The sequence below is a fragment of the Micromonospora sp. S4605 genome, from assembly GCF_003176715.1.
Lineage (GTDB): Bacteria > Actinomycetota > Actinomycetes > Mycobacteriales > Micromonosporaceae > Micromonospora > Micromonospora echinaurantiaca.
On record NZ_QGSW01000102.1, the window covers coordinates 1 to 19,531 of the forward strand.

The following is a 19,531-nucleotide window of genomic DNA, read 5'->3' on the forward strand; positions in this document are numbered from 1 at the left end:
GAGGCCGTGGACGGGGGCGTAGTCGACCACGAGGGGGACGACGTCCTGCACGTCGGCGGCGGTGATGTCGTTCAGGCCGGCGGCCCGCAACGCGCCCTCCGGGTCGAGGTCGAACGCCGACCGCGCGCCCGCATCGGCGAGCAGGTTCAGCACGAAGTCCTGCAGGGACGCGTTCGCGTCCACGGACACACTCTGCTGCGTTTCCATCTGGTGCTCCTCGGACCTGGGCGGATCTGATGTCGGCGGCAACGGTATGGCCGGCCGCCCCCACCAGGCATCGGGGATGAGCCCGCAACCCTGCCCGCCGGATTAGGGCACCCACCTCGCCGGACGTTAGGGACCGGGGGGACTCGCCCCACCCCGATCCCCGTACGCCACCCCGCTCGTCCCGGTGTCGGCCCCGCCGAGGCGGGTACCCGGCACGCGTGGCCGAGCTGCTGGAGGACGGGGACATCTACTTCCTCTACCGCCCCCGGGTGGCGGAGGAGCACGTCGACTCGCTCGACGAGGTGCAACGGCTGCTGGTGGTGCTGCACCCGTGGCAGGGCCGGCACCTGCGGCTGCTCGTGGTCGGGCGCAAGCGGCTGCCCGGTATCGACGAGCACGACCGGTTCTGGGCGTTCGTCGACGAGGTGGTGGCCCGGCCGGAACAGCTGCACGAGACGCTGCGGGCACGCCGGTACCCGACGAAGACCCGTGGCGAGCGGGAGCAGCCGGCGACGCGCCCCGCCGCGGAGGGGGCGTACGTGATCGCCCGGCACGACGACCACACGCACCTGGCGTACCAGCTGGAACTACCCCTGCATCCCGGCCCGGCGCAGCACGGGCTCAGCATCGAACCGGAGGCGAGCTACGTCATCACGGTGAAGAACCCGGAGGCGCCGTCCCCGCCCGGGGTCGGCCTGCGCGGATCCCGGAAGGTCCAGCTGCCCGCCGCGCTGCGGGCGAAGTTCCACGGCCGCCGCTTCGCCCCGCTCGACCCGCCCGCCTTCCTCGACCACCCCGGGACCGAGGTCGTCCTCGTCGGCGCGGCGCACGACGCGTCCGCCGAGTTGCGGCTCGACCTGGACGCGGAGGTCGAACGGGCGGAGCGGAGCACCATCTTCGGGGACCTGCGCATCGGGCGCCGGGAGCGCCCGGTGACGCCGCTGTTCGAGGGGAAGTGGGCGTAGCCCGCCTCGCCCCGGGCGCCGCCGCCGGCCTCCTCGCCCTCACCGGCGTGCACCGCCAGGGTCGCGGGGGACTGGTTGCCGCCCGCGACCCACCGTCGAGCGCCTACAGCGCCCGGCATTGGCCCGACGCGGCGCCCCGGACGGTGTTCGGCGTACCGAGGTCGACCGGGGCCGGGCTGTTGCCCGCGCAGTGCAGCGCCGCGACGTCGTTGCCGGCGAGGATCGCCGCCGTGTCGCCGGTGACGTTGCCGGAGAGCACCAGCGGACCGTCCACCCGGGTGCCCACCGAGGTGACGTGACCGGTGGTGCCGGTCAGTGTGACCGCGCCCCGCACGCTGCTGTTCAACAGCTCGACGGCGCCCGCGCCGGTCGCCGCCAGGGCGCCGGAGATGGTGGCGCGTTCGGCGACGAGGGCGGCCCCGGGCCGGACCACGACCGCGCCGGTCACGGTCGCCCCGCGCAGGCAGGTGACGCCGGTGCTGACGACCAGCGGGCCGGTGTGGCGTCCGGTGACGACGTTGGTGCAGGCCGGCGGCGACGGAATCAGCGTGGCCACGAACGACCCGGGGGCGCCGATGTTGCCGACCGCGTCGATGCCCCGGTACTCGACGGTGTGCCGGCCGTAGCCGGGGGAGCGCTCGGCGAACGGCGACACCGACAGTCCGCCCGAGCCGAGGTTGCCGTAGACCAGGCCGTCCACGTCGGTGCCGGTGGCGGTGAACCGGAACGGCTCGTCGGCGTCGGTGGGCCAGCCGTAGTAGTTGTGCCAGCCGTCGCCGTCCAGCCGGAACTCCGCGGTGACCTGCCCCGCGCCGTCGTCCGCGCCGGTCAGCCGCATTGTGAACGGGCCGTTGTACAGGTACTCGGTGGGCCTGCCGGGCCTGGTCGTGGTGAGCAGCGGCGCGGAGACCTGGTAGTCCACCTCGGGCCGGGTCGCGTCGACGGTCCAGCCGCGGCTCACCGACTCGGCCGTCACCGGGTCGGTGACCGTGGCGGTGAGCCGGTGGGTGCCCGGGGCCAGGCCGAGCGGCGCCAGTTCCAGGTCACCGTCGTGGCCCGGGTTGGCCACCGGCTGACCGTCGAGGGTCCAGCTGACCGTCGGCACCCGGTCGGTGGGCTGGGTGCTCTCCACGTACACCACGTCCCGCGCGCCGACCGGCCGGTCGGTCGCGGTCGACGCGGTGATCGCCAGCGGCTCCCCGCCGGCGGGGGTGGTCAGCGCGGTGTCGACGGTCCAGGTCCGGCGCTGGGTCAGCGCGGCCGAGTCGCGCACCGCGGGGTCGCGGACGAACGGGGTCGGGTCGGTCACCGTGGCGGTGACGGTGTGCGTACCGGGCGTCAGCCGCAACGACCGCAGGTCCAGGCTGCGGGCGTTGCCGGTGCCGGGGAGGGTGCCGCTGTCGACCGACCAGGTGACGGCGAGTTCGTGGCTGACCGGGTGCAGGGTCTGCACCCGGAGGACCCGGTCCGCGCCGACGGGCTGGTCGGCCGGCGTGCCGCCCTGCAGGATGCTGACCTTGCCGGCGATCCGCTGGGTCATCCGCTCGCGCGCCACCTGGTCGAAGTAGAAGCCCAGCGACTTCATCATCGAGTGCTGGCTGGGCCGCCACACTCCCCGTTGCAGGTACAGCCCGCCCTCGTAGCGGCCGATCGTGCCGCCGGACTCGCTCGGCTCGCCGAGCCAGCGCCACCACTTGGCCTGGGTGTCGCGCATCTGCTGCTCGGTGAGCACGGTGTGGTGCACCGAGGAGGGTTCCGGCCCGGTGTAGGTGTCACCGGCCACGCCACGGGCGTAGTAGTCGTACTCGTCCTGCAGGCCGCCCAGCGAGTGCCCCAGCTCGTGCGGGCTGATCAGCGCGCTGAGCGCGTTGCCGCCGGACGCGGTCGCGTTGGCGCCGCCCGCGCCGCCGTACGTGCCGCTGTTGGCGAGCGCGATCAGCTGCCGGTTGCCCGGGTTGGTGCCGGTCGCCAGGTTGGCGTACGTGTTGGCGGCGGCGCCGTCGACCGAGAGCAGGCGCTGCACGCTGTTCGGGTTGCAGCCGCCCCAGAAGCCCATGCCCAGGACGGTGTCCCGCCGCGGGTCGGTCAGGCCGGGATCGCAGTCCACCCCGGACTCCGCCGAGACGATCTCCACCGCGTAGACGTTGAAGTAGCTGCGGTAGGACTTGAACGGCTCGATGGTCCAGAGGGTGTTGAGGTGCTTGTCCACGTGCGACCGGAACGTGGGCAGGTCGGCCTCGGTGTAGCCGTCGCCGAGCAGCACCAGGTTGAACCGCTTGGCCGGATCGCCGGTCACCTGGATCGGCACCACGGTGGCGCTGCCCATCTCGGCGGCGGCGGCCGGTGGCGCGGCCACCAGCCCCGCCGTGACCATCGCCGCCACGCACAGCCCAGCTCTGATCTTCACCACGTCCCCCTCGTGACCGACGCCTCCGGCGATCCCGGTCGCCGCCGTGATCGCGGTCAATCCGGACCGTACCCGGCCGCCGCGGCGCCGCATAGCCCTTCGAGACCCGCCGATGGCCGCGGCCGGCGGGGACCGGAGCCGGGCGGCACCGACGCCGCCCCTTCGGGGCGTTGACGTCGATGTGACAGCGTCCTAGGGTCATTACGGCCCTGGCCGAATATGGTTCATGGCCAATCGTGCCAGTAGCAGCTCCTCAATCGCCCGGGTGTGGCACGCCGCTCCCGGACCCATCGAGATTCCGGTTCTGACCGTTACGGCTCGGCCGCCGGCTACCCGGCGGTCGCTGGAAGAGAAGCAGGCGCCCATGACCAACCGCCGCACGTTACTCCGCTCCGCCGTCGCCCTCACCGCGGCGCCGGCCCTGCCCGTCGCCTGGTCCGCCGGGGCCGCGACCGCGAACCCCGCCGCGGACGGGGTGACGGTGGACGACTTCGGCATCCCGCTGCGCGACGTACTGCTCATCGGCGGCACCGTCGCCCCCGGCCCGACCGGCGAACCGGTGCTCTGGTCCGCCGTCTCCGGCGAGCCGGCCAGGCTGGCCGCGATCGACCCGGCCACCGGCCGGACCGTCTCCGCCCAGGACCTCACCGGCGCGCCCGGCTCGTACGCGGTGGCCGCCGCGCCCGACGGCACCGTCTACGTCGGCGCGTACAACACCGGTGACCTGTACCGTCGCCGGCCGGGCCCGGACAGCCCGGTGGAGAACCTCGGCCGTCCGCTGCCGTCCGAGACGTACATCTGGCGGATCGCCGTGGACGACGCGGGCGTGGTCTACGGCGGCACCTTCCCCGGCGCGCGGGTCTTCGGCTACGACCCGGCCACCGGGACGACCCGCGACTACGGCCAGGTGCTGCCCGGCGTCCAGTACGTCCGCAGCCTCGCCGTCACCGCCGACAAGATCTACGCCGGCACCCAGCCGGACGCCCACCTGTTCGAGATCGACAAGGCCACCGGCGAGCGGCGCGAGCTGCCGTTGCCCGACGGCCTGGGCACCGGCACCGGGCAGACGGTGTACGACCTCAACGCCCACGACGGCCGGGTGTACGCGCGGTTCGGCTCGGCCATCAACGGCCGGCTCGGGGTGTACGACATCGCCGGGCAGCGGTGGACCGACCTGATCGACGACGTCGCCGGCCTGGACGTCTCCGCACCCGGCCCGGGCGGCCTGGTCTACCTCACCCGCGCCGGCCGGCTCACCGGCTACCACCCGGGTCGGCGGACGTTCACCGACACCCCGCTGGTCTTCCCCGGCCGGGTGGTCAACAATCGGGGCATCGGCTGGGTGAGCCTCGCCGACCCGGACTGGCCGGGCCGCACCCTGGTCGGGCTGCTCTGGCGCGGCGACATGTTCCGCTGGAACCCGGTGACCGGGCGCGCCGACGTGGTGCAGACCGACGTGCCCGGCGGGCCGATCCCGATCGCGTCGCTGCACGTCGGCCCGACCGGCACGGTCTGGGTGGGCGGTTACCTCAACGGTGGCCTGGCCAAGGTGGATCCGGACACCGGCGTCTCGGCCTTCCAGCGCTTCGCTCAGGTGGAGAGCGTGCTGGAGACCGGCGACCGGGTCTGGCTGGGGGCGTACCCGGACTCCCGGCTGTACCGGTACGACCCGGCCGCGCCCTGGCACAGCCCGGAGTACTCGCCCGGCCTGCCCGGCAGCGCCGACAACCCGGCCAAGCTGCTCGACCTGAAGTCCGCCGACCAGGTACGCGCCCGCGCGCTCACCGACGCCGGCGACAAGGTCGCCTACGGCACCATGCCGAACACCACCCTCGGCGGCGTGCTGGCCATCGTGGACAAGGCCACCGGGGCCGCGCGGGTACACCGGCCGGTCGTCACCGACCAGTCGATCGTCAGCCTCACCCACGTCAACGGCCTGCTCGTCGGCGGCACCTCGATCGCCGGCGGCTACAGCGTCCCACCGCCCACCCAGACCGAGGCGAAGCTGTTCGGCTGGGACGTCGCCGGCGACGCCAAGGTGTTCGAGTTCGTGCCGGTGCCGGGCGCGACGGCGATCCCGGCGCTGGTGGTGGACCGGACCGGGCTGCTCTGGGGCCTGGCCGGTGGCCAGCTCTTCGCCGTCGACCTGGCCAGCCGGTCGGTGGTCCAGCGCATCCAGCTCGTGCCGGGTGTCACCGACAGCCGCGGCAAGCTCGGCTACGACGCCCCGCGTCACCTGCTGTACGCGCTGGTCCGCGGGCAGCAGGTGGTACGGGTCGAGCTGGCCACCGGCGCCAGCCGGCAGTTGCTGGCGCAGCCGGCGGAGTACCTCGCCGTGCACCCGGACGGCCGGGTCTTCCTCGGCGCGGGCGAGCACCTGTACCGGCTCACCGTGACCGGCTGACCGCCCGTTCCGCGACGAGCGACGCGGGCAGCGACGACGGGCCGGCGATCCCCCCGGGATCGCCGGCCCGCCGTCGTGCGCACCGGGGTGCGGGGTCTACAACTGGATGCGGACCAGGTTGCGGCCGCGCAGCGCGAACAGTGCCGAGCCGTCCGGCGCGGCGGTGAGCAGCGCCCCGCCGCCGTACCACTGGGCGTTCAGGCCGGTGACGAACGGGGTGACCGTCATCGTCGCCGGGTCCAGCTTCCAGACGTCGCGGCCGTTGCTGCCGTAGATCACCGGGCCGACCTGCACCAGGGTGTTCTGTCCGGAGGCGACAGTGGTGGTGGCCACCACCTGGCGGGTCCGCTGGTCGACGGCGAAGAGCACACCGGTCTCGGTCAAGCCGAGGATCCGGTCGCCGGTGGCGACCAGCTCGACGATCTGCTTGGCGCCGGGCACCGGGGTGATCTCCCAGGTCTTCCTCCGGGTGGCCAGGTCGAAGCCGGCGAGCCGGGCCTTGGTGGCCCGCGGCGTGGTGCCGAGGCCGGCGTTGATGCTGCTGCCGAGGAAGGCGGTGCCGTGCTTCACCGCCACTGACCGGATCGACTGGTCCGTGATGACGTCGCGGTGCACGTCCAGCGCGCCGGAGCGGGGGTCGTAGAAGGAGACCGCGCCGCCGTAGCGGCCGTACTCCGGTTCGGTGCCGACGACCAGCAGCTTGTCGGCGGGGGACCAGGTCGCGTCCAGAGGCCGGGTCTGCTCGTGGCCGATCGTGGTCACCCGCCGCGGGTCGCCGTCGGGCGCCATCCGGAACAGGTACGCCAGCGTGTAGACCGACATCCAGATCTCACCGGCGACCGGGGTCATCACCTTGGCCTCGCCCGGCAGGAACCGGCGGGTGGAGGTGCCGGCGGCCAGGTCGTGCACCTGCACCCCGGCCTTGCCGGAGACGTACACCCGGGCCCCGTCGGTGGCGATCGCCATGGCCAGCTCCGGTGCCGGCGGCATGCCGGCCTCGGTGAGGTCGACGCCGGTCAGCTCACCGGTGTCCAGGTCGTAGGTGACCACGGTGTTGGTGACCACCCCGCGCAACTGGTCGCCGGTGACGAAGATCCGGCCGAAGGCGGCGCCGTCGTAGGGCACGGCGAGCGTGCTGAGCTGGCCGGTGTCCCGGTCGTACCGGCGCAGCGTGCCGGAGGGCCGGGTGCCCACGTAGACGTCGTTGCGCTCGGCGTCGATGGCGATCGCGGTGATGAAGCTGTCCGGCGTCTGCACCACCTCGTACCGCGACGGGTCCGCGGTGTCGATCAGCAGCATGGTGCCGGTGGGGGAGAGCGCGGCGGCGAGCAGCCCGTCCTGCAGCGCGAGGGTGCCGACGAAGGTGCGGTCGGCGAACTCGGGCGGCAGGATCTCCCGCTTCGCGCCGGTGACCCGGTCGATGGCGATCAGGTGGGCGTGCGCGCCGACGCCGGCGTAGATGGTGGTCGCGTCGACGGCGATGCTGCGCACGTACTGCTCGCCGGGGACGGCGACGCCGTAGTCGCGGGTGGCGCCGGTGGCCGGGTCGTAGGAGAAGACCCGCCCGTTGGGGTAGGTGCCGCCGTAGAGGACGCCGTCGGGCGCGGTGGCCAGCGCCCAGATGTACCGGTCCGGGGAGACGTCGGCGACCTTGGTGACGGCGGTGCCGGTGGTGTCGATCCGGTACAGGTCGCCCGGCTCGTAGGTGCCGACGTACAGGTCGGTGCCGACCGCCGCGGTGGCCCAGGCGCCGCCGCCAGTGGGCAGTTCGTAGCGCTTGTCGACCCGCTGCTCGGCCAGGTCGTAGCCGCCCACCACGATCGGCGACACGCCGCCGGTGGCCGTGTAGATCGTGCCGTCGATCAGCTCGGAGCCGTTGACGGAGGTGACCTCGGACGCCGGTCCGAGGTCGGTGACGGTGCCGGGCGGGGACGCCTCGGCCTGGACTGCCGTCGCCGGTGCCTCGGCTTGGGCGGTGCCCGCCGGGACCGCCAGCGCGGCGGCGACCAGCGCCAGCGCCGCGGTCAGCGCGGTACGTCGCAACACGACCTCCATAAAACTAGTTTCGGTCAGGGCTGTAACTGCTACAGCGCACCACGCCGGGTGGCGTGCTGTCGAGGCCCGACCCGTAAGTTCCTCGCAGATCGCGAGCATCGATCTGAGGCTCTGGAATTCCGGCCGTCACCGTAATAGGGTGCCGGGCATCGTCGATCGTGGAGGTCGCCCGTGCCGCCGTTCCGCCGTACCCTCGTGCCCGCCACCGTCCTGACCCTCGCCGCCGCCCTGCTGCCGGCCACCGCTCCCGCGTCGGCCGCCCCGGCGGAGGCGACCCCCGGCACCGTCACCGACTTCGGTGTCCAGCAGACCGCGCTCACCGTCTTCGAGGCGCACTACGGAACCGGCGCCGACGACCGGCCGGTCGTCTACGGCGTCCAGATGGGATCACCCGGGGTGCTCAGCGTGACCGACCCGGTGACCAGGGAACTGCTCGACACCGCGTACCTGCCCGAGTCCTCCGGCGCCTGGGGAATCACCCAGAGCAGCGACGGCACGGTGTACGCCGGCAGCTACCCCAACGCCCACCTCTACTCGTACGACCCGCAGACCCGGACCACCGTCGACCTCGGCGCCCCGGTCGCCGGCCAGACAGTGCTCTACGGTCTGCGCCCGGGTGCGGACGGCCGAATCTACGGCGGCACCTACCCAAGCGCGCACGTCTTCTCCTACGCCCCCGGCGAGGGCTTCCGCGACCACGGCCGGATGTACGCCGGCGAACAGTACGTCGTCGACGTCGCGGTCGACCCGTCCCGCAACCTGCTCTGGGCGGCGGTCGGCACCGCCGGCCACCTGATCCGGCTCGACCTGGCCACCGGCGAGAAGCGCGACATCTGGCCGGAGACAATGCGCGGCGACGCGAACTACCCCTACGACATCAACCTGGTCGGCGGGAAGCTCTTCGTCAAACGCAACAAGCTCCAGGGGCTGGTGCTCGACCCGGACACCGGCGCGGTGCTGGCCGACGGGTTCACCATGGGCTCGCGCGGCACCTCGGGGCTCGCGCCCGACGGCCGGTCGGTCTACTTCACCTCCGGCACCGACCTGTGGCGCTACGACCTGCCGACCGACACCGTCGGGCCGGTGCGCGACGCCGCCGGGACGCCGGTGCGCAGCGACGGCGCGGGCATCGGGTTCGGTTTCCTCGACGGCCAGCTCTACGCGGTGATCGGCAACTACGGCGGGCAGGCGCTGCGCTACGACCCGGCGACCGGCGCCAGCGAGCGCTACCGGCTGCCGTTCCCGCCGCAGGCCCTGGACATCAACAACATCACCGCCGGCCCGGACGGCCGGATCTGGACCAACCTCTACATCAACGGCAACCTCGCCGTCCTCGACCCGGCCACCGGCACGGCGACCAACGTGGGCCGGCTCGGCCAGGCCGACGGCTTCGGCTGGCACGACGGCAAGATGTACCAGGGCGTCTACCCGTACGGTGGGGTGCTGGTGTACGACCCGGCCCAGCCGTACCGGCTCGGCACCAACCCGCGCGAGCTGTTCCGGTTGCAGCCCGACGGCCAGAACCGGCCGATCGCCTTCGCCTCGGCCGGTAGCCGGATCTACGTCGGCAGCACCCCGGACTACGGCCTGTGGGGCGGCGCCCTGACCGTGTACGACACCGCCACCGGCGCCCGCACCACCCACCGCAACATCGTCGCCGACCAGGGTGTGATCAGCCTGGCCGTGGTCGGCGACCGGCTCTGGGCGGGCACCACCATCGGCGGCGGCGGGGGCACCGTGCCGCGCGCCACCGAGGCGAAGGTGTTCACCGCCGACCTGGTGACCGGGGAGAAGACCGCCGAGTACACGCCGGTGCCCGGCGCCGACGCGATCACCTCCCTGGTCGCCGGCCCGGACGGGATGATCTGGGGCCTCGCCGACGGCGAGGTGTTCGTCCTCGACCCGGCGACCGGCACGGTGACGCACCGCATCGACGTGCCCGGCCGCTCCTCGGGGGTGGCCGACGAGCTCGTGGTCAGCGCCGCCGACGAGCACGTCTACGCCGCGCTCGACGGCTACCTGCACCGGATCGATCCGCTGTCCAAGGACGTGCGGGTGATCCGGGACGCGCAGACCTACCGGCTGACCCAGGACGGTCAGGGCAACCTCTGGTTCCGCAACGGGGTCAAGGCCGCCAACGGCGCTGTGCAGTACGGCTCGCACCTGCTGCGGTACGTGCCGGAGGCCGACGACTGCCGCCGCTCCGACCTGCGGGCCCAGGTGTACGCGGGCGGCGCGACCGGGGTGCCGAACCGGTACGCCGAGCGCGGGTGCACGGTCAACGACCTGATCCGCGACGAGGCGTCCTGGGACAGCCACGGGGCGTTCGTCGCGCACGTCGCCGCGGTCACCGACGACCTGGTCGACGCCGGCCTGCTCACCGGCGCCGAGCAGGACGCGATCGTGGCGGCGGCCGGCCGCTCCGGCATCGGCCGCTGACCCGGCCGCTGACCGGGCCACTGACTCGGCCACCGGCCGCGCCGTCCGCAACGGCCGCCGACGGCCGCTGACCCGGCCACCGCGCGGCCCCGCCCTCTCCCGATGGGGAGGGCGGGGCCGCGCGGTTCGGGGTGGGCGCTCTCCCCGGATGCGGAGCCCGCCCGGGCTCAGGCCAGCGACACGGGCTCGGTGAGGTCGACCGGGGCGCCGCCGGCCAGCCGGCTGCGTTCCGCCGCGAAGGCCATCCGGTGGCTGTCCAGCGACTCCCGCGGCCCGGAGCGGACAGCGCTCCGGTCGCCGGTGGCCACCGCCTCGACGAAGGCCGCCATCAGCCGCATGTCCCCGCCACCGTGACCCGAGCCGGCGTCCGCCCCGCCGCCGCGGGTGTCCGTGGTGACCGTGGCGCCGGTGACGAAGTCGGTGACGCTGACCTGCTCGCCGTCGCCCTCCAGGTAGCCGTGCGTGCCCATGATCCGGGTGCGCCGGTGGCCGGCCGGGGTGAACGCGCTCATGGTCAGCGTCGCGGTCGCTCCGCCGGCGAAGGAGACCGTGACGCTCTGGTGGTCGGCGACGTCGTTGCCGCCGGCGTAGACGCAGCGGCCGTACGGGCCGTCGCGCAGCGCCGCGGTCACGCCCGCCTCGGTCAGGTCGCGGGTCACCACCGACAGCGGCCACTCGTGCCGCTGCGGGTCGGCGAGGCAGTCGCGGTAGAAGCGGACGGCCGAGTACGGGCACCGGGCCTCGACCGGGCAGTCCAGGCAGCGCGCGGCGGCGCCGGCGGGCCGGTTGCCGGGGTGGAAGTGGTGCAGCCCGCCGACGCTGCTGACCCGGGTGGGCAGGTCGTCCACCACGTAGCGCAGCCAGTCCAGGTCGTGGCAGCACTTGGCGAGCAGGCTGCTGGACGAGGTGTCGGCGCGGCGCCAGTTGCCGCGTACGTAGGAGTGGGCGAAGTGCCACCAGCCGACCGGTTCCAGGTGCTCCACCCCGACGATCCGGCCCAGCGCGCCCGTCTCGACGTACCGCTTCACCGCGTCGGTGTAGCGGGTGTAGCGCAGCACGTGGCAGACGGCGAGCAGGACGCCGGTGCGCTCCGCGGCCTCGGTGACCGCCGTGCACTCGGCCTCGGTCGGCGCGATCGGCTTCTCCAGCAGCACGTGGTAGCCGAGCTCGGCGAAGCGGGCGGCCGGTTCGGCGTGCTCGCGGTCGGGGGTGGCGAGCACGATCGCGTCGGCCAGCCGGGGCCGGGCGGCCAGGGCCTGCCAGGAGTCGTACCGGTCGGCCGCCGGCACCCGGTGGGCGTCGGCGAGCGCGGTGCGGTGCGCGTCCCGGGGGTCGGCGACGGCGACCACCCGCGCCCGGTCGGGGGAGCGCAGTGCGTAGCCGGCGTAGGTGCTGCCGCGGTTGCCCGCGCCGACGATGGCCAGGGAGACGGTCATCGGAGTCCTTCACTCATTACGGGGCTGGATCGATCTGTCCACGCGTGCGCACGATCAGTGACGACACGACCTCGGTACTTTCCACCTCTAGTATCGGACAGGACCGTAAGTTAATGTACTGCGAACCTGACTCCCCCGGAAGGATGCGAGATGCGTGTTCGGAAGAGCCTGTCGGCCGTTGCGGTGGCGCTCGTCGCCGCGCTCGCGGCGACGGGCTGCGGCGGTTCCGACTCCGGTGACTCCGGTAAGGCGACCGTGACGATGTGGACATACCCGGTGATCTTCGACGAGGCGAAGCACCGCGCGCACTGGGACGAGACCATCAAGGCGTTCCAGGCCGCCAACCCGAATATCGAGGTGAAGGTCGAGATCTTCCCCTGGGCCAACCGGGACCAGGCGCTCGCCACCGCGATCGCCGGTAACAAGGGGCCCGACGCGGTCTACCTCATCCCCGACCAGCTGCCCAAGTACGCCCGCAACATCGAGCCGATCGACAAGTACCTCGACGACGCGGCCAAGAGCGACTACCACGAGAACGTGGTGCAGTCGGTGAGTATCGACGGCAAGATGATGGGCGCGCCCATCCTCACCAGCGCGGCCACCCCGATCTGCAACAAGAAGGTCTTCGCCGCCGTCGGTGAGACGAACTACCCGACCAGCTGGAACGACCTGCTCACGCTGGCGCCCAAGTTCAAGGCCAAGGGCTTCGACATGACCGCGTACGCCGGCGACGCGAAGCAGACCTTGAACCAGACCTTCTACCCGCTGCTCTGGCAGGCCGGCGGCGACGTGTTCAGCCCGGACGGCAAGTCGGTCGCCTTCAACAGCGACGCCGGCAAGAAGGCGCTGAACTTCGCCAAGCAGCTCGTCGACGGCGGCTACGTCGACAAGACCCTGCTCACCGCGGCCCCGCCGATCGAGCAGACCCGGATCGCGCAGAACAAGGTGGCCTGCGTCTGGCACGTCCCGCTGACCGAGGTCGAGAAGTTCTGGGGCAAGGAGAACATCCAGGTCGTCCCGCACTTCACCGAGACCAAGCAGATCGGCTACGGCACGGTCGGCTCGCTGTCGATGCTGAAGAACGCCAAGGACAAGGAGGCGGCCGGCAAGTGGATCGCCTTCGCGACCAACGCCGACAACACCAAGAAGTACGACGTGGCGTCCAGCTTCTTCTCGCCGCGCAAGTCCACCGGCGCGCTCTACGCCAGTGACCCGGTCCTCGGCGAGCAGGAGAAGCAGGTCGCCAGCAGCACCGTCGGCCCGCTGCACGAGAAGGCCCGCGACGTCCAGGGTGTGCTCTCCCCGGAGATCCAGGCCGCCCTGCTCGGCAAGAAGTCGGTGGAGCAGGCGCTCGACGACGCGGCCAAGGCCGCCGCTCCGCTGCTCGGCTGATTCCCGGCGCGGCTCGCGGTGGGCGTACCCTGCCCACCGCGAGCCGCTGAGAAAGGTTGTCAGATGGTTGCACTACCGGGGAGACCCGCGCGGCGGCTGCGCCGGCCGTCCGCCCGCGAGGCCGGCACGGCCCTGCTGTTCGTCCTGCCGTTCCTGCTGCTCTTCGCCGTCTTCCGGTTCGGGCCGGCGATCGCCGGGGTGTTCCTCGGCTTCACCGACTACACCATCGGCGGTGAGACGAGCTGGATCGGCCTGGAGAACTTCCGCCGGCTCGTCGACGACCCGACCTTCTGGACCGCGCTGCGCGTGACGGTCATCTTCACCGTGCTGTCCGTACCGCTGTCGATGCTGGCCTCGCTCGGCATGGCGCTGCTGACCCGGCGTGCCTTCCGCGGCGCGAAGCTGTTCCGGTCGATCTTCTTCCTGCCGGTGGTGACCAGCCTGGTGCTCGCCGGCGTGATCTTCAGCTGGGTCTTCTCCGAGGGCGGCCCCTGGTCGCGGGCGATGGGCGCGCTCGGCCTGCCGGCACAGTCCTGGCTGGCCGACAGCGTGCTGGTGATCCCCGCCCTGGTGCTGGTCTCGGTCTGGTCCCGCTTCGGCTACGGCATGCTCATCCTGCTCGCCCGCCTGCAGGACATCCCGGCCGAGCTGGAGGAGGCGGCGCTGACCGACGGCGCCTCGGCCTGGCAGCGCTTCCGCTACGTCACGCTGCCGCAGCTGCGTCCCGCGCTGTTCTTCGTCGCCATCATCGAGACCACCGTGTCGTTCCAGGTCTTCGACATGATCTACGTGATGACCGGCGGCGGCCCGGTGCGCGCCAGCTACAGCCTCGTCTACCTGCTCTACGACCAGGGGTTCAAGTACTTCGATCTGGGTTACGCCAGCGCGGTCGGGGTCGCCCTGTTCGTGATGACGATCGTCGTGGCGCTGATCCAGCGGCTGACCCTGGGGAGAGACGAATGACCGACATCATCACGCCCCCGGCCACCGCCGCGCCGACCACCGAGGCGCCGCGACGCAACCGGCGCCCGTACCGGGTCGGCCGGGCCAGCCGGGGCTGGGTGGCCGGGCGCACCGCCCTGCTGGTGGGCGGCGCCCTGCTCACCCTCTTCCCCTTCTACGCGATGGTCGTGCTGTCGTTCAAGCCGACCGGGCCGGTCACCTTCCCGGACAGCCTGCTGCCCTGGCCGTTCTCCACCGAGGCGTACGACCAGGTGATCGGCGCCAAGAGCGTGCTGCGTTGGATGTGGAACACCATCATCTACTCGGTGGTGTCCGTGGTCGGTGTGCTGCTGTTCGCCTCGATGGCCGGCTACGCCTTCGCCAAGAAGCGGTTCCCCGGCAAGGAGACCATGTTCTGGTCGTTCCTGGCGATGCTGATGGTGCCGTACCACGTCACGATGATCCCGACGTTCATCATCATCTCCGAGCTGAACGGCGTGGACACCTACTGGGGCATGATCGTGCCGACGCTGGCCAACGCCCAGGCGGTGTTCCTGATGCGGCAGTTCATCGCGTCGCTGCCCGACTCGCTGTTCGAGGCGGCCCGCCTCGACGGCTGTTCCGAGTGGCGGGTGTACGTCTCGATCGTGCTGCCGCTGATCAAGCCGATCCTGGCCACCCTCGGCGTCTTCGTCTTCCTCTGGCACTGGAACGACTTCCTGTGGCCGCTCATCGTCGGGCAGAGCCTCGACATGCGTACCCTCACCACCGGCATCGCCTCGCTGCAACAGGAGAACGTGGCGTTGAACATGCTGCTCGCCGGGTCCGTGGTGGCCTTCGTACCGATCTTCATGGCCTACCTGATCGGCCAGCGGTACTTCCAGGAGGGCGTCTCGACCACGGGCATCAAGGGTTGAGCGTCATCGCGGTGGCGGTGACGCCGTACGTCCGCGAGCTGTTCCTCGACCCCGACACCCGGGCCGCCGTCGGCCGGCTGGGGGAGGTGCGGCTGCCGGCCGACGGCGCCGACGTGGGCGACCCGGCGGTGCTCGCGGGGCTGCTTGCCGACGCCGACGTCGTCGTCACCGGCTGGGGCACCGCCCCGCTGACGGCCGCGGTGCTCGCCGCCGCGCCGCGGCTGCGGCTGCTCGCGCACACCGGCGCCAGCGTCAAGCCGTTCGTCACCCCGGAGAGCTTCGCCCGCGGGGTGCGCGTCACCCAGGCCGGCGAGGCGATGGCGTACGCGGTGGGGGAGCAGGCGCTCGCGCTCACCCTCGCCCTGCTGCACCGGCTGCACCGGTTCGACCACGCGCTGCGTACCGGCGCCGACTGGGCGACCGCCAAGGCCGCTCCGCCGCGGCGGGAACTGCGCGGGGCGACGGTCGGCGTGGTCGGCGCGTCCCGGACCGGCCGGGCCTACCTCGGCCTGGTGCGGGCGCTCGGGGCGCGGGTGCTGGTCGCCGACCCGTTCCTGTCCGAGGCGGAGGCGGCGGCGCTCGGCGTCGAGCGGGTCGGCCTCGACGACCTGCTGGCCCGCAGCCGGGTGGTCAGCCTGCACGCCCCGGTGCTGCCGGAGACGGTCGGAATGATCGGGGCACGCGAGCTGGCGCTGTTGCCGGACGGGGCGCTGCTGGTCAACACCGCCCGCTCGGCGTTGGTGGACGAGGCCGCGCTGCTGGCCGCGCTGCGTACCGGGCGGATCGACGCGGCGCTGGACGTCTTCGACGCCGAACCGCTGCCGGTCGACCACCCGTTCCGCCGGCTGCCGAACGTGCTGCTCACGCCGCACGAGGCGGCTGGGACGGTCGAGTCGCGGCGGCGGGCCGGCGCGATCGTGGTGGCCGAGATCGACCGGTTCCTGCGCGGCGAACCGCTGGCCTACGAGGTGCTGCCCGAGCAGCTCGACCGGACCGGCTGACCGGCTGACCTGCGCTGGCGTGGCCGGAGGCCGGAGAAGTAGCCTCTGCGCTCATGCGCATCGCTCTGGCCGGACTCGCCACCAGTCACCCCTACACCGACGCCCGCGCGTTGCGCGACCACGCCGAGCTGGTGGTGTGGGAGCCGGATCCGCAGCGGTTGGCGCGGTTCCGCGCCGAGCAGCCGGACGTCGCCGTGGCGCCGGACCTGGCCGGGCTGCTGGCGACCCGCCCGGACGGGGTGGTCCTCACCGTCCCCACCTCGGACGTGCCGGACGCGCTGGCCCAGGTGCTGGCCCGCGAGTTGCCCTGCTTCGTCAACAAGCCGGCCGCCGCGACCGTCGACCAGCTCGACCGGCTGGAACGCGTCGTGGCGCCGGCCGCGGAGCTGGTGCTCACCTCCTCGGTGCTGCGCTTCGCGCCGGACTTCGCGGCGTTCGACGTGCCGCGCGAGGAGGTGCTGTCGGTCCGGGCCACGGTGCGGCACGACGTCGGGTTGTGGGCCACCGGATACAACCCGTGGCAGGACGACCCGGCGATCGGCGGCGGCACGCTGGTGATGATGGGGCTGCACGGGGTGGAGCTGCTGGTCGCGCTGCTCGGGCCGGCGGTTCGGCTGGTCGGGGCCGCCGGCACGGTACGCCACCACCGGGGGCTGCGCTCGGAGGACACCGGGGTGCTGGCCCTGCAGTGGGCGGACGGGGTGCCCGGCGCGGTCGAGGTGCTCGGGGTCAGCGAGGGCGAGGCGTACGAGGTGACCGTCCACACCGCCGCGGGGGAGCGGCGGGTGGTGCTGCGCGGCGGCGCCGACCAGCTCGGCTACCGGGACACCATCGACGCGTTCCTGGGCATGGTCCGGGGCGCGCCGAGCCCGGTGCCGTGGGCGCAGACCCGGGCCGTGCTCGGCGTCCTCGCCGCCGCCCGCGCCACGGCCCGCCCCGCGTAGCGGACCACGTCCGGGGTAGCCGGCCCCGCCCTGACGGCCGGGCCGGTGGTCCGGTCACACCCGACGGCGTCAGCCACGAGACGGCCGCGATGGACGGCCCGGCTGTGACCGACGGCCCGGTCCGCAATTGGGCCGGGCGCGGCAACGTGTGCGCCGGGAAACCCGGTCGTGCGGGTAGTCCGGCAGGCCCGCCGCCGTCCCGACCAGCGGCGTCAGCCCGGTTCGGCGTGCCCCTCGGAGCCGCGCCGGCCGACCCGTCGCCCCGGGCACCTTGACGCTCTCCGGGCCGGAGGTTACGGTCATGACCGTTACTTCTGAAGGGGTGTGGTGGCATGCGTACGGTGGCGGACCTGGAGGAGCGCCTCTCCCGCCCGCGGGACGTCCTGGTGGACGACCTGCGCAAGCTCGACGGGGACATCCTGATCCTCGGCGCGGGCGGCAAGCTGGGGCCGAGCCTGGTCCGGCTGGCGCTGCGCGGGGTCGCGGCGGCGGGCACCGGCGCGCGGGTGATCGCCGTGTCGCGGTTCTCCGAGGCCGGGCTGGCCGACATGCTGCGCGACGAGGGCGCCGAGGTGGTCGAGGCGGACGTCGCCGACGACGCCGCGCTGGCCGCGCTGCCCGACGCGCCGAACGTGGTCTTCCTGGTCGGCGCCAAGTTCGGCACCTCCGGCAGGGAGCACGCCACCTGGGCCACCAACACCTACCTGCCCGGCCGGGTCGCGCAGCGTTTCGCCGGGTCGCGGCTGGTGGCGCTGAGCACCGGCAACGTCTACCCGCTGGTGCCGGTGACCAGCGGCGGCTGCGTCGAGCAGACCCCGGTGCAGCCGGTCGGCGAGTACGCGATGTCCTGCCTGGGCCGCGAGCGCATCCTCACCCACTTCGCGCAGCGCGACCACACCCCGCTGGCCCTGATCCGGCTCAACTACGCCGTCGAGATGCGCTACGGGGTGCTGGTCGACATCGCCCGGACGGTGCACGCCGGCGAGGCCGTGGACCTGACCATGGGGCACGCCAACGTGGTCTGGCAGGGCTACGCCAACGAGGTCATCCTGCGCGCCCTGCACCACACCGGCACCCCGCCGTTCGTACTCAACCTGACCGGGCCGGAGCTGGTCTCGGTCCGCCAGGTCGCCACCGCGGTCGCCGCGCGGCTGGGCCGGGAGCCGGCCTTCACCGGCGCCGAGGCACCCACCGCGCTGCTGTCCAACGCCCAGCTCTGTCACCGCCTGTTCGGCTACCCCGACCTGCCGCTCGCCGAGCTCATCGAGCTGACGGCGGACTGGGTCGCCGACGGCCAGCCCCTGCTCGACAAGCCGACCGGCTTCCAGCGCCGCGACGGCAAGTTCTAGGAGAGACCGTGTTGACCGCATCGAGCACCCGACAGGCCGCGGCCCTGACCCGGTTCCAGCGCGGGTGCGTCATCCCCGCCCACCCGCTCGCCCTCGACGCCGACCGCAGGCTCGACGAGCGCCGGCAGCGGGCGTTGACCCGCTACTACCTCGCCTCGGGGGCGGGCGGCATCGCCGTCGGCGTGCACACCACCCAGTTCGCCATCCACGACCCGAAGGTGGGGCTGCTCGCCCCGGTGCTGGAACTGGCCGCCGAGACCGCGGCCGGCTCGGACGCGATCCTGGTCGCCGGCGCCTGCGGGGACACCGCCCAGGCCGTCGCCGAGGCGGAACTCGCCGCGTCGCTCGGCTACCACCTGGTGCTGCTGTCGCCGTACGGGCCGCTGGACGAGGACGCGCTGATCGAGCGGGCCCGGGCGGTCGGCGAGGTGCTGCCGGTGATCGGGTTCTACCTGCAACCGGCCGTCGGCGGTCGGGAGCTGTCCCGCGACTTCTGGGCCCGGCTGGCCGCCCTCGAGTCGGTGGTCGGGATCAAGGTGGCGCCGTTCGACCGGTACCGCACCCTGGACGTGCTGCACGGCGTCTGCGCCGCCGGCCGCAACGGCGACCTGGCCCTCTACACCGGCAACGACGACCACATCCTGGCCGATCTGGTGGCGCCGCACCGGGTCATCCTGGACGGGCGGGCGGTGGAGGTCGAGTTCGTCGGCGGGCTGCTGGGCCAGTGGGCGGTCTGGGCGGGCACCGCGGTGACGCTGCTCGACGAGGCCCGGCGGGCCCGGGCCGGTGACGACGCCGCGCTGCGCCGACTGCTCACCCTGGACGGTCACCTGACCGACGCCAACGCGGCCATCTTCGACGCCGCCAACGGCTACCACGGCTGCATCCCCGGCATCCACGAGGTGCTGCGCCGGCAGGGCCTGCTGGCCGGCCGGTGGTGCCTGGACCCGGACGAGGAGCTCTCGCCGGGGCAGTTGGCCGCGATCGACCGGGTGCACCGGGCCTACCCGCACCTGCGCGACGACGACTTCGTCGCCGAGCACCTCGACGACTGGCTGTCCTGACCCCCACCC

At 73.0% G+C, this 19,531-nt stretch carries 14 protein-coding genes; 10 read left to right on the forward strand and 4 right to left on the reverse strand.

The genetic code is table 11. The features are described 5' to 3' along the window. Positions 1 to 207 (reverse strand): IniB N-terminal domain-containing protein (locus DLJ47_RS06360; protein WP_199235721.1); only part of this gene is annotated, 207 nt, incomplete at its 3' end. A 218-nt stretch (positions 208 to 425) separates the two neighbouring features. Between DLJ47_RS06360 and DLJ47_RS06365 the strand changes: the two genes are divergently transcribed. Continuing rightward, on the forward strand, positions 426 to 1,172 hold the full coding sequence (locus tag DLJ47_RS06365; RefSeq protein WP_109899136.1) for a hypothetical protein: 747 nt from the start codon (positions 426 to 428) through the stop codon (positions 1,170 to 1,172). A 103-nt stretch (positions 1,173 to 1,275) separates the two neighbouring features. Here DLJ47_RS06365 and DLJ47_RS06370 read toward each other — a convergent pair whose 3' ends face one another. Continuing rightward, the gene (locus tag DLJ47_RS06370; protein WP_199235722.1) at positions 1,276 to 3,579 is read right to left on the reverse strand and encodes a M64 family metallopeptidase; all 2,304 of its coding nucleotides are present in this window, start codon (positions 3,577 to 3,579) and stop codon (positions 1,276 to 1,278) included. A 364-nt stretch (positions 3,580 to 3,943) separates the two neighbouring features. Here DLJ47_RS06370 and DLJ47_RS06375 point away from each other — a divergent pair, with 364 nt between their 5' ends. Beyond that, on the forward strand, positions 3,944 to 5,983 hold the full coding sequence (locus DLJ47_RS06375; protein WP_158289785.1) for an outer membrane protein assembly factor BamB family protein: 2,040 nt from the start codon (positions 3,944 to 3,946) through the stop codon (positions 5,981 to 5,983). A gap of 96 nt (positions 5,984 to 6,079) precedes the next feature. Here DLJ47_RS06375 and DLJ47_RS06380 read toward each other — a convergent pair whose 3' ends face one another. Then, positions 6,080 to 8,038, reverse strand: coding sequence for a hypothetical protein (locus tag DLJ47_RS06380; RefSeq protein WP_109899138.1), 1,959 nt, complete (start codon positions 8,036 to 8,038; stop codon positions 6,080 to 6,082). 171 nt (positions 8,039 to 8,209) lie between these two features. On the opposite strand from DLJ47_RS06380, the gene DLJ47_RS06385 reads away from it, so the two are divergent. Next, the gene (locus tag DLJ47_RS06385; protein ID WP_109899139.1) at positions 8,210 to 10,477 is read left to right on the forward strand and encodes a PQQ-binding-like beta-propeller repeat protein; all 2,268 of its coding nucleotides are present in this window, start codon (positions 8,210 to 8,212) and stop codon (positions 10,475 to 10,477) included. A gap of 167 nt (positions 10,478 to 10,644) precedes the next feature. On the opposite strand, the gene DLJ47_RS06390 is transcribed toward DLJ47_RS06385, so the two are convergent. Then, complete coding sequence (locus DLJ47_RS06390) at positions 10,645 to 11,913, reverse strand: Gfo/Idh/MocA family protein (RefSeq protein WP_109899140.1); 1,269 nt, start codon at positions 11,911 to 11,913, stop codon at positions 10,645 to 10,647. A 150-nt stretch (positions 11,914 to 12,063) separates the two neighbouring features. Here DLJ47_RS06390 and DLJ47_RS06395 point away from each other — a divergent pair, with 150 nt between their 5' ends. From DLJ47_RS06395 to DLJ47_RS06425, 7 genes are all read left to right on the forward strand, one after another. After that, positions 12,064 to 13,305: an ABC transporter substrate-binding protein gene (locus DLJ47_RS06395; protein WP_109899141.1), complete on the forward strand. Its 1,242-nt coding sequence runs from the start codon at positions 12,064 to 12,066 to the stop codon at positions 13,303 to 13,305. A 63-nt stretch (positions 13,306 to 13,368) separates the two neighbouring features. Then, on the forward strand, positions 13,369 to 14,268 hold the full coding sequence (locus tag DLJ47_RS06400; protein WP_109899142.1) for a carbohydrate ABC transporter permease: 900 nt from the start codon (positions 13,369 to 13,371) through the stop codon (positions 14,266 to 14,268). After that, positions 14,265 to 15,164, forward strand: a complete 900-nt coding sequence (locus DLJ47_RS06405) for a carbohydrate ABC transporter permease (RefSeq protein WP_109899143.1) — start codon at positions 14,265 to 14,267, stop codon at positions 15,162 to 15,164. Before DLJ47_RS06400 ends, DLJ47_RS06405 begins: the two co-directional genes overlap by 4 nt. Beyond that, entirely contained in the window at positions 15,161 to 16,165 is a 1,005-nt protein-coding gene (locus DLJ47_RS06410) for a hydroxyacid dehydrogenase (RefSeq protein WP_199235723.1), read from the forward strand. Before DLJ47_RS06405 ends, DLJ47_RS06410 begins: the two co-directional genes overlap by 4 nt. Before the next feature lie 53 nt (positions 16,166 to 16,218). Beyond that, on the forward strand, positions 16,219 to 17,109 hold the full coding sequence (locus tag DLJ47_RS06415) for a Gfo/Idh/MocA family protein (protein ID WP_109899144.1): 891 nt from the start codon (positions 16,219 to 16,221) through the stop codon (positions 17,107 to 17,109). Between the two features lie 332 nt (positions 17,110 to 17,441). Further along, positions 17,442 to 18,458, forward strand: a complete 1,017-nt coding sequence (locus tag DLJ47_RS06420; RefSeq protein WP_109899145.1) for an NAD-dependent epimerase/dehydratase family protein — start codon at positions 17,442 to 17,444, stop codon at positions 18,456 to 18,458. Positions 18,459 to 18,466: 8 nt separating this feature from the next. Continuing rightward, positions 18,467 to 19,522 (forward strand): dihydrodipicolinate synthase family protein, encoded by a 1,056-nt coding sequence (locus DLJ47_RS06425; RefSeq protein WP_199235724.1) that lies wholly within the window; start codon positions 18,467 to 18,469, stop codon positions 19,520 to 19,522. The last annotated feature ends 9 nt before the right edge of the window (positions 19,523 to 19,531 follow it).

Coding starts and splice junctions, on each gene's coding strand:
- DLJ47_RS06375 (WP_158289785.1), top strand. CDS start 3,944: ATGACCAACCGCCGCACGTTACTCCGCTCCGCCGTCGCCCTCACCGCG.
- DLJ47_RS06380 (WP_109899138.1), bottom strand. CDS start 8,038: ATGGAGGTCGTGTTGCGACGTACCGCGCTGACCGCGGCGCTGGCGCTG.
- DLJ47_RS06390 (WP_109899140.1), bottom strand. CDS start 11,913: ATGACCGTCTCCCTGGCCATCGTCGGCGCGGGCAACCGCGGCAGCACC.
- DLJ47_RS06395 (WP_109899141.1), top strand. CDS start 12,064: ATGCGTGTTCGGAAGAGCCTGTCGGCCGTTGCGGTGGCGCTCGTCGCC.
- DLJ47_RS06400 (WP_109899142.1), top strand. CDS start 13,369: ATGGTTGCACTACCGGGGAGACCCGCGCGGCGGCTGCGCCGGCCGTCC.
- DLJ47_RS06405 (WP_109899143.1), top strand. CDS start 14,265: ATGACCGACATCATCACGCCCCCGGCCACCGCCGCGCCGACCACCGAG.
- DLJ47_RS06415 (WP_109899144.1), top strand. CDS start 16,219: ATGCGCATCGCTCTGGCCGGACTCGCCACCAGTCACCCCTACACCGAC.
- DLJ47_RS06420 (WP_109899145.1), top strand. CDS start 17,442: ATGCGTACGGTGGCGGACCTGGAGGAGCGCCTCTCCCGCCCGCGGGAC.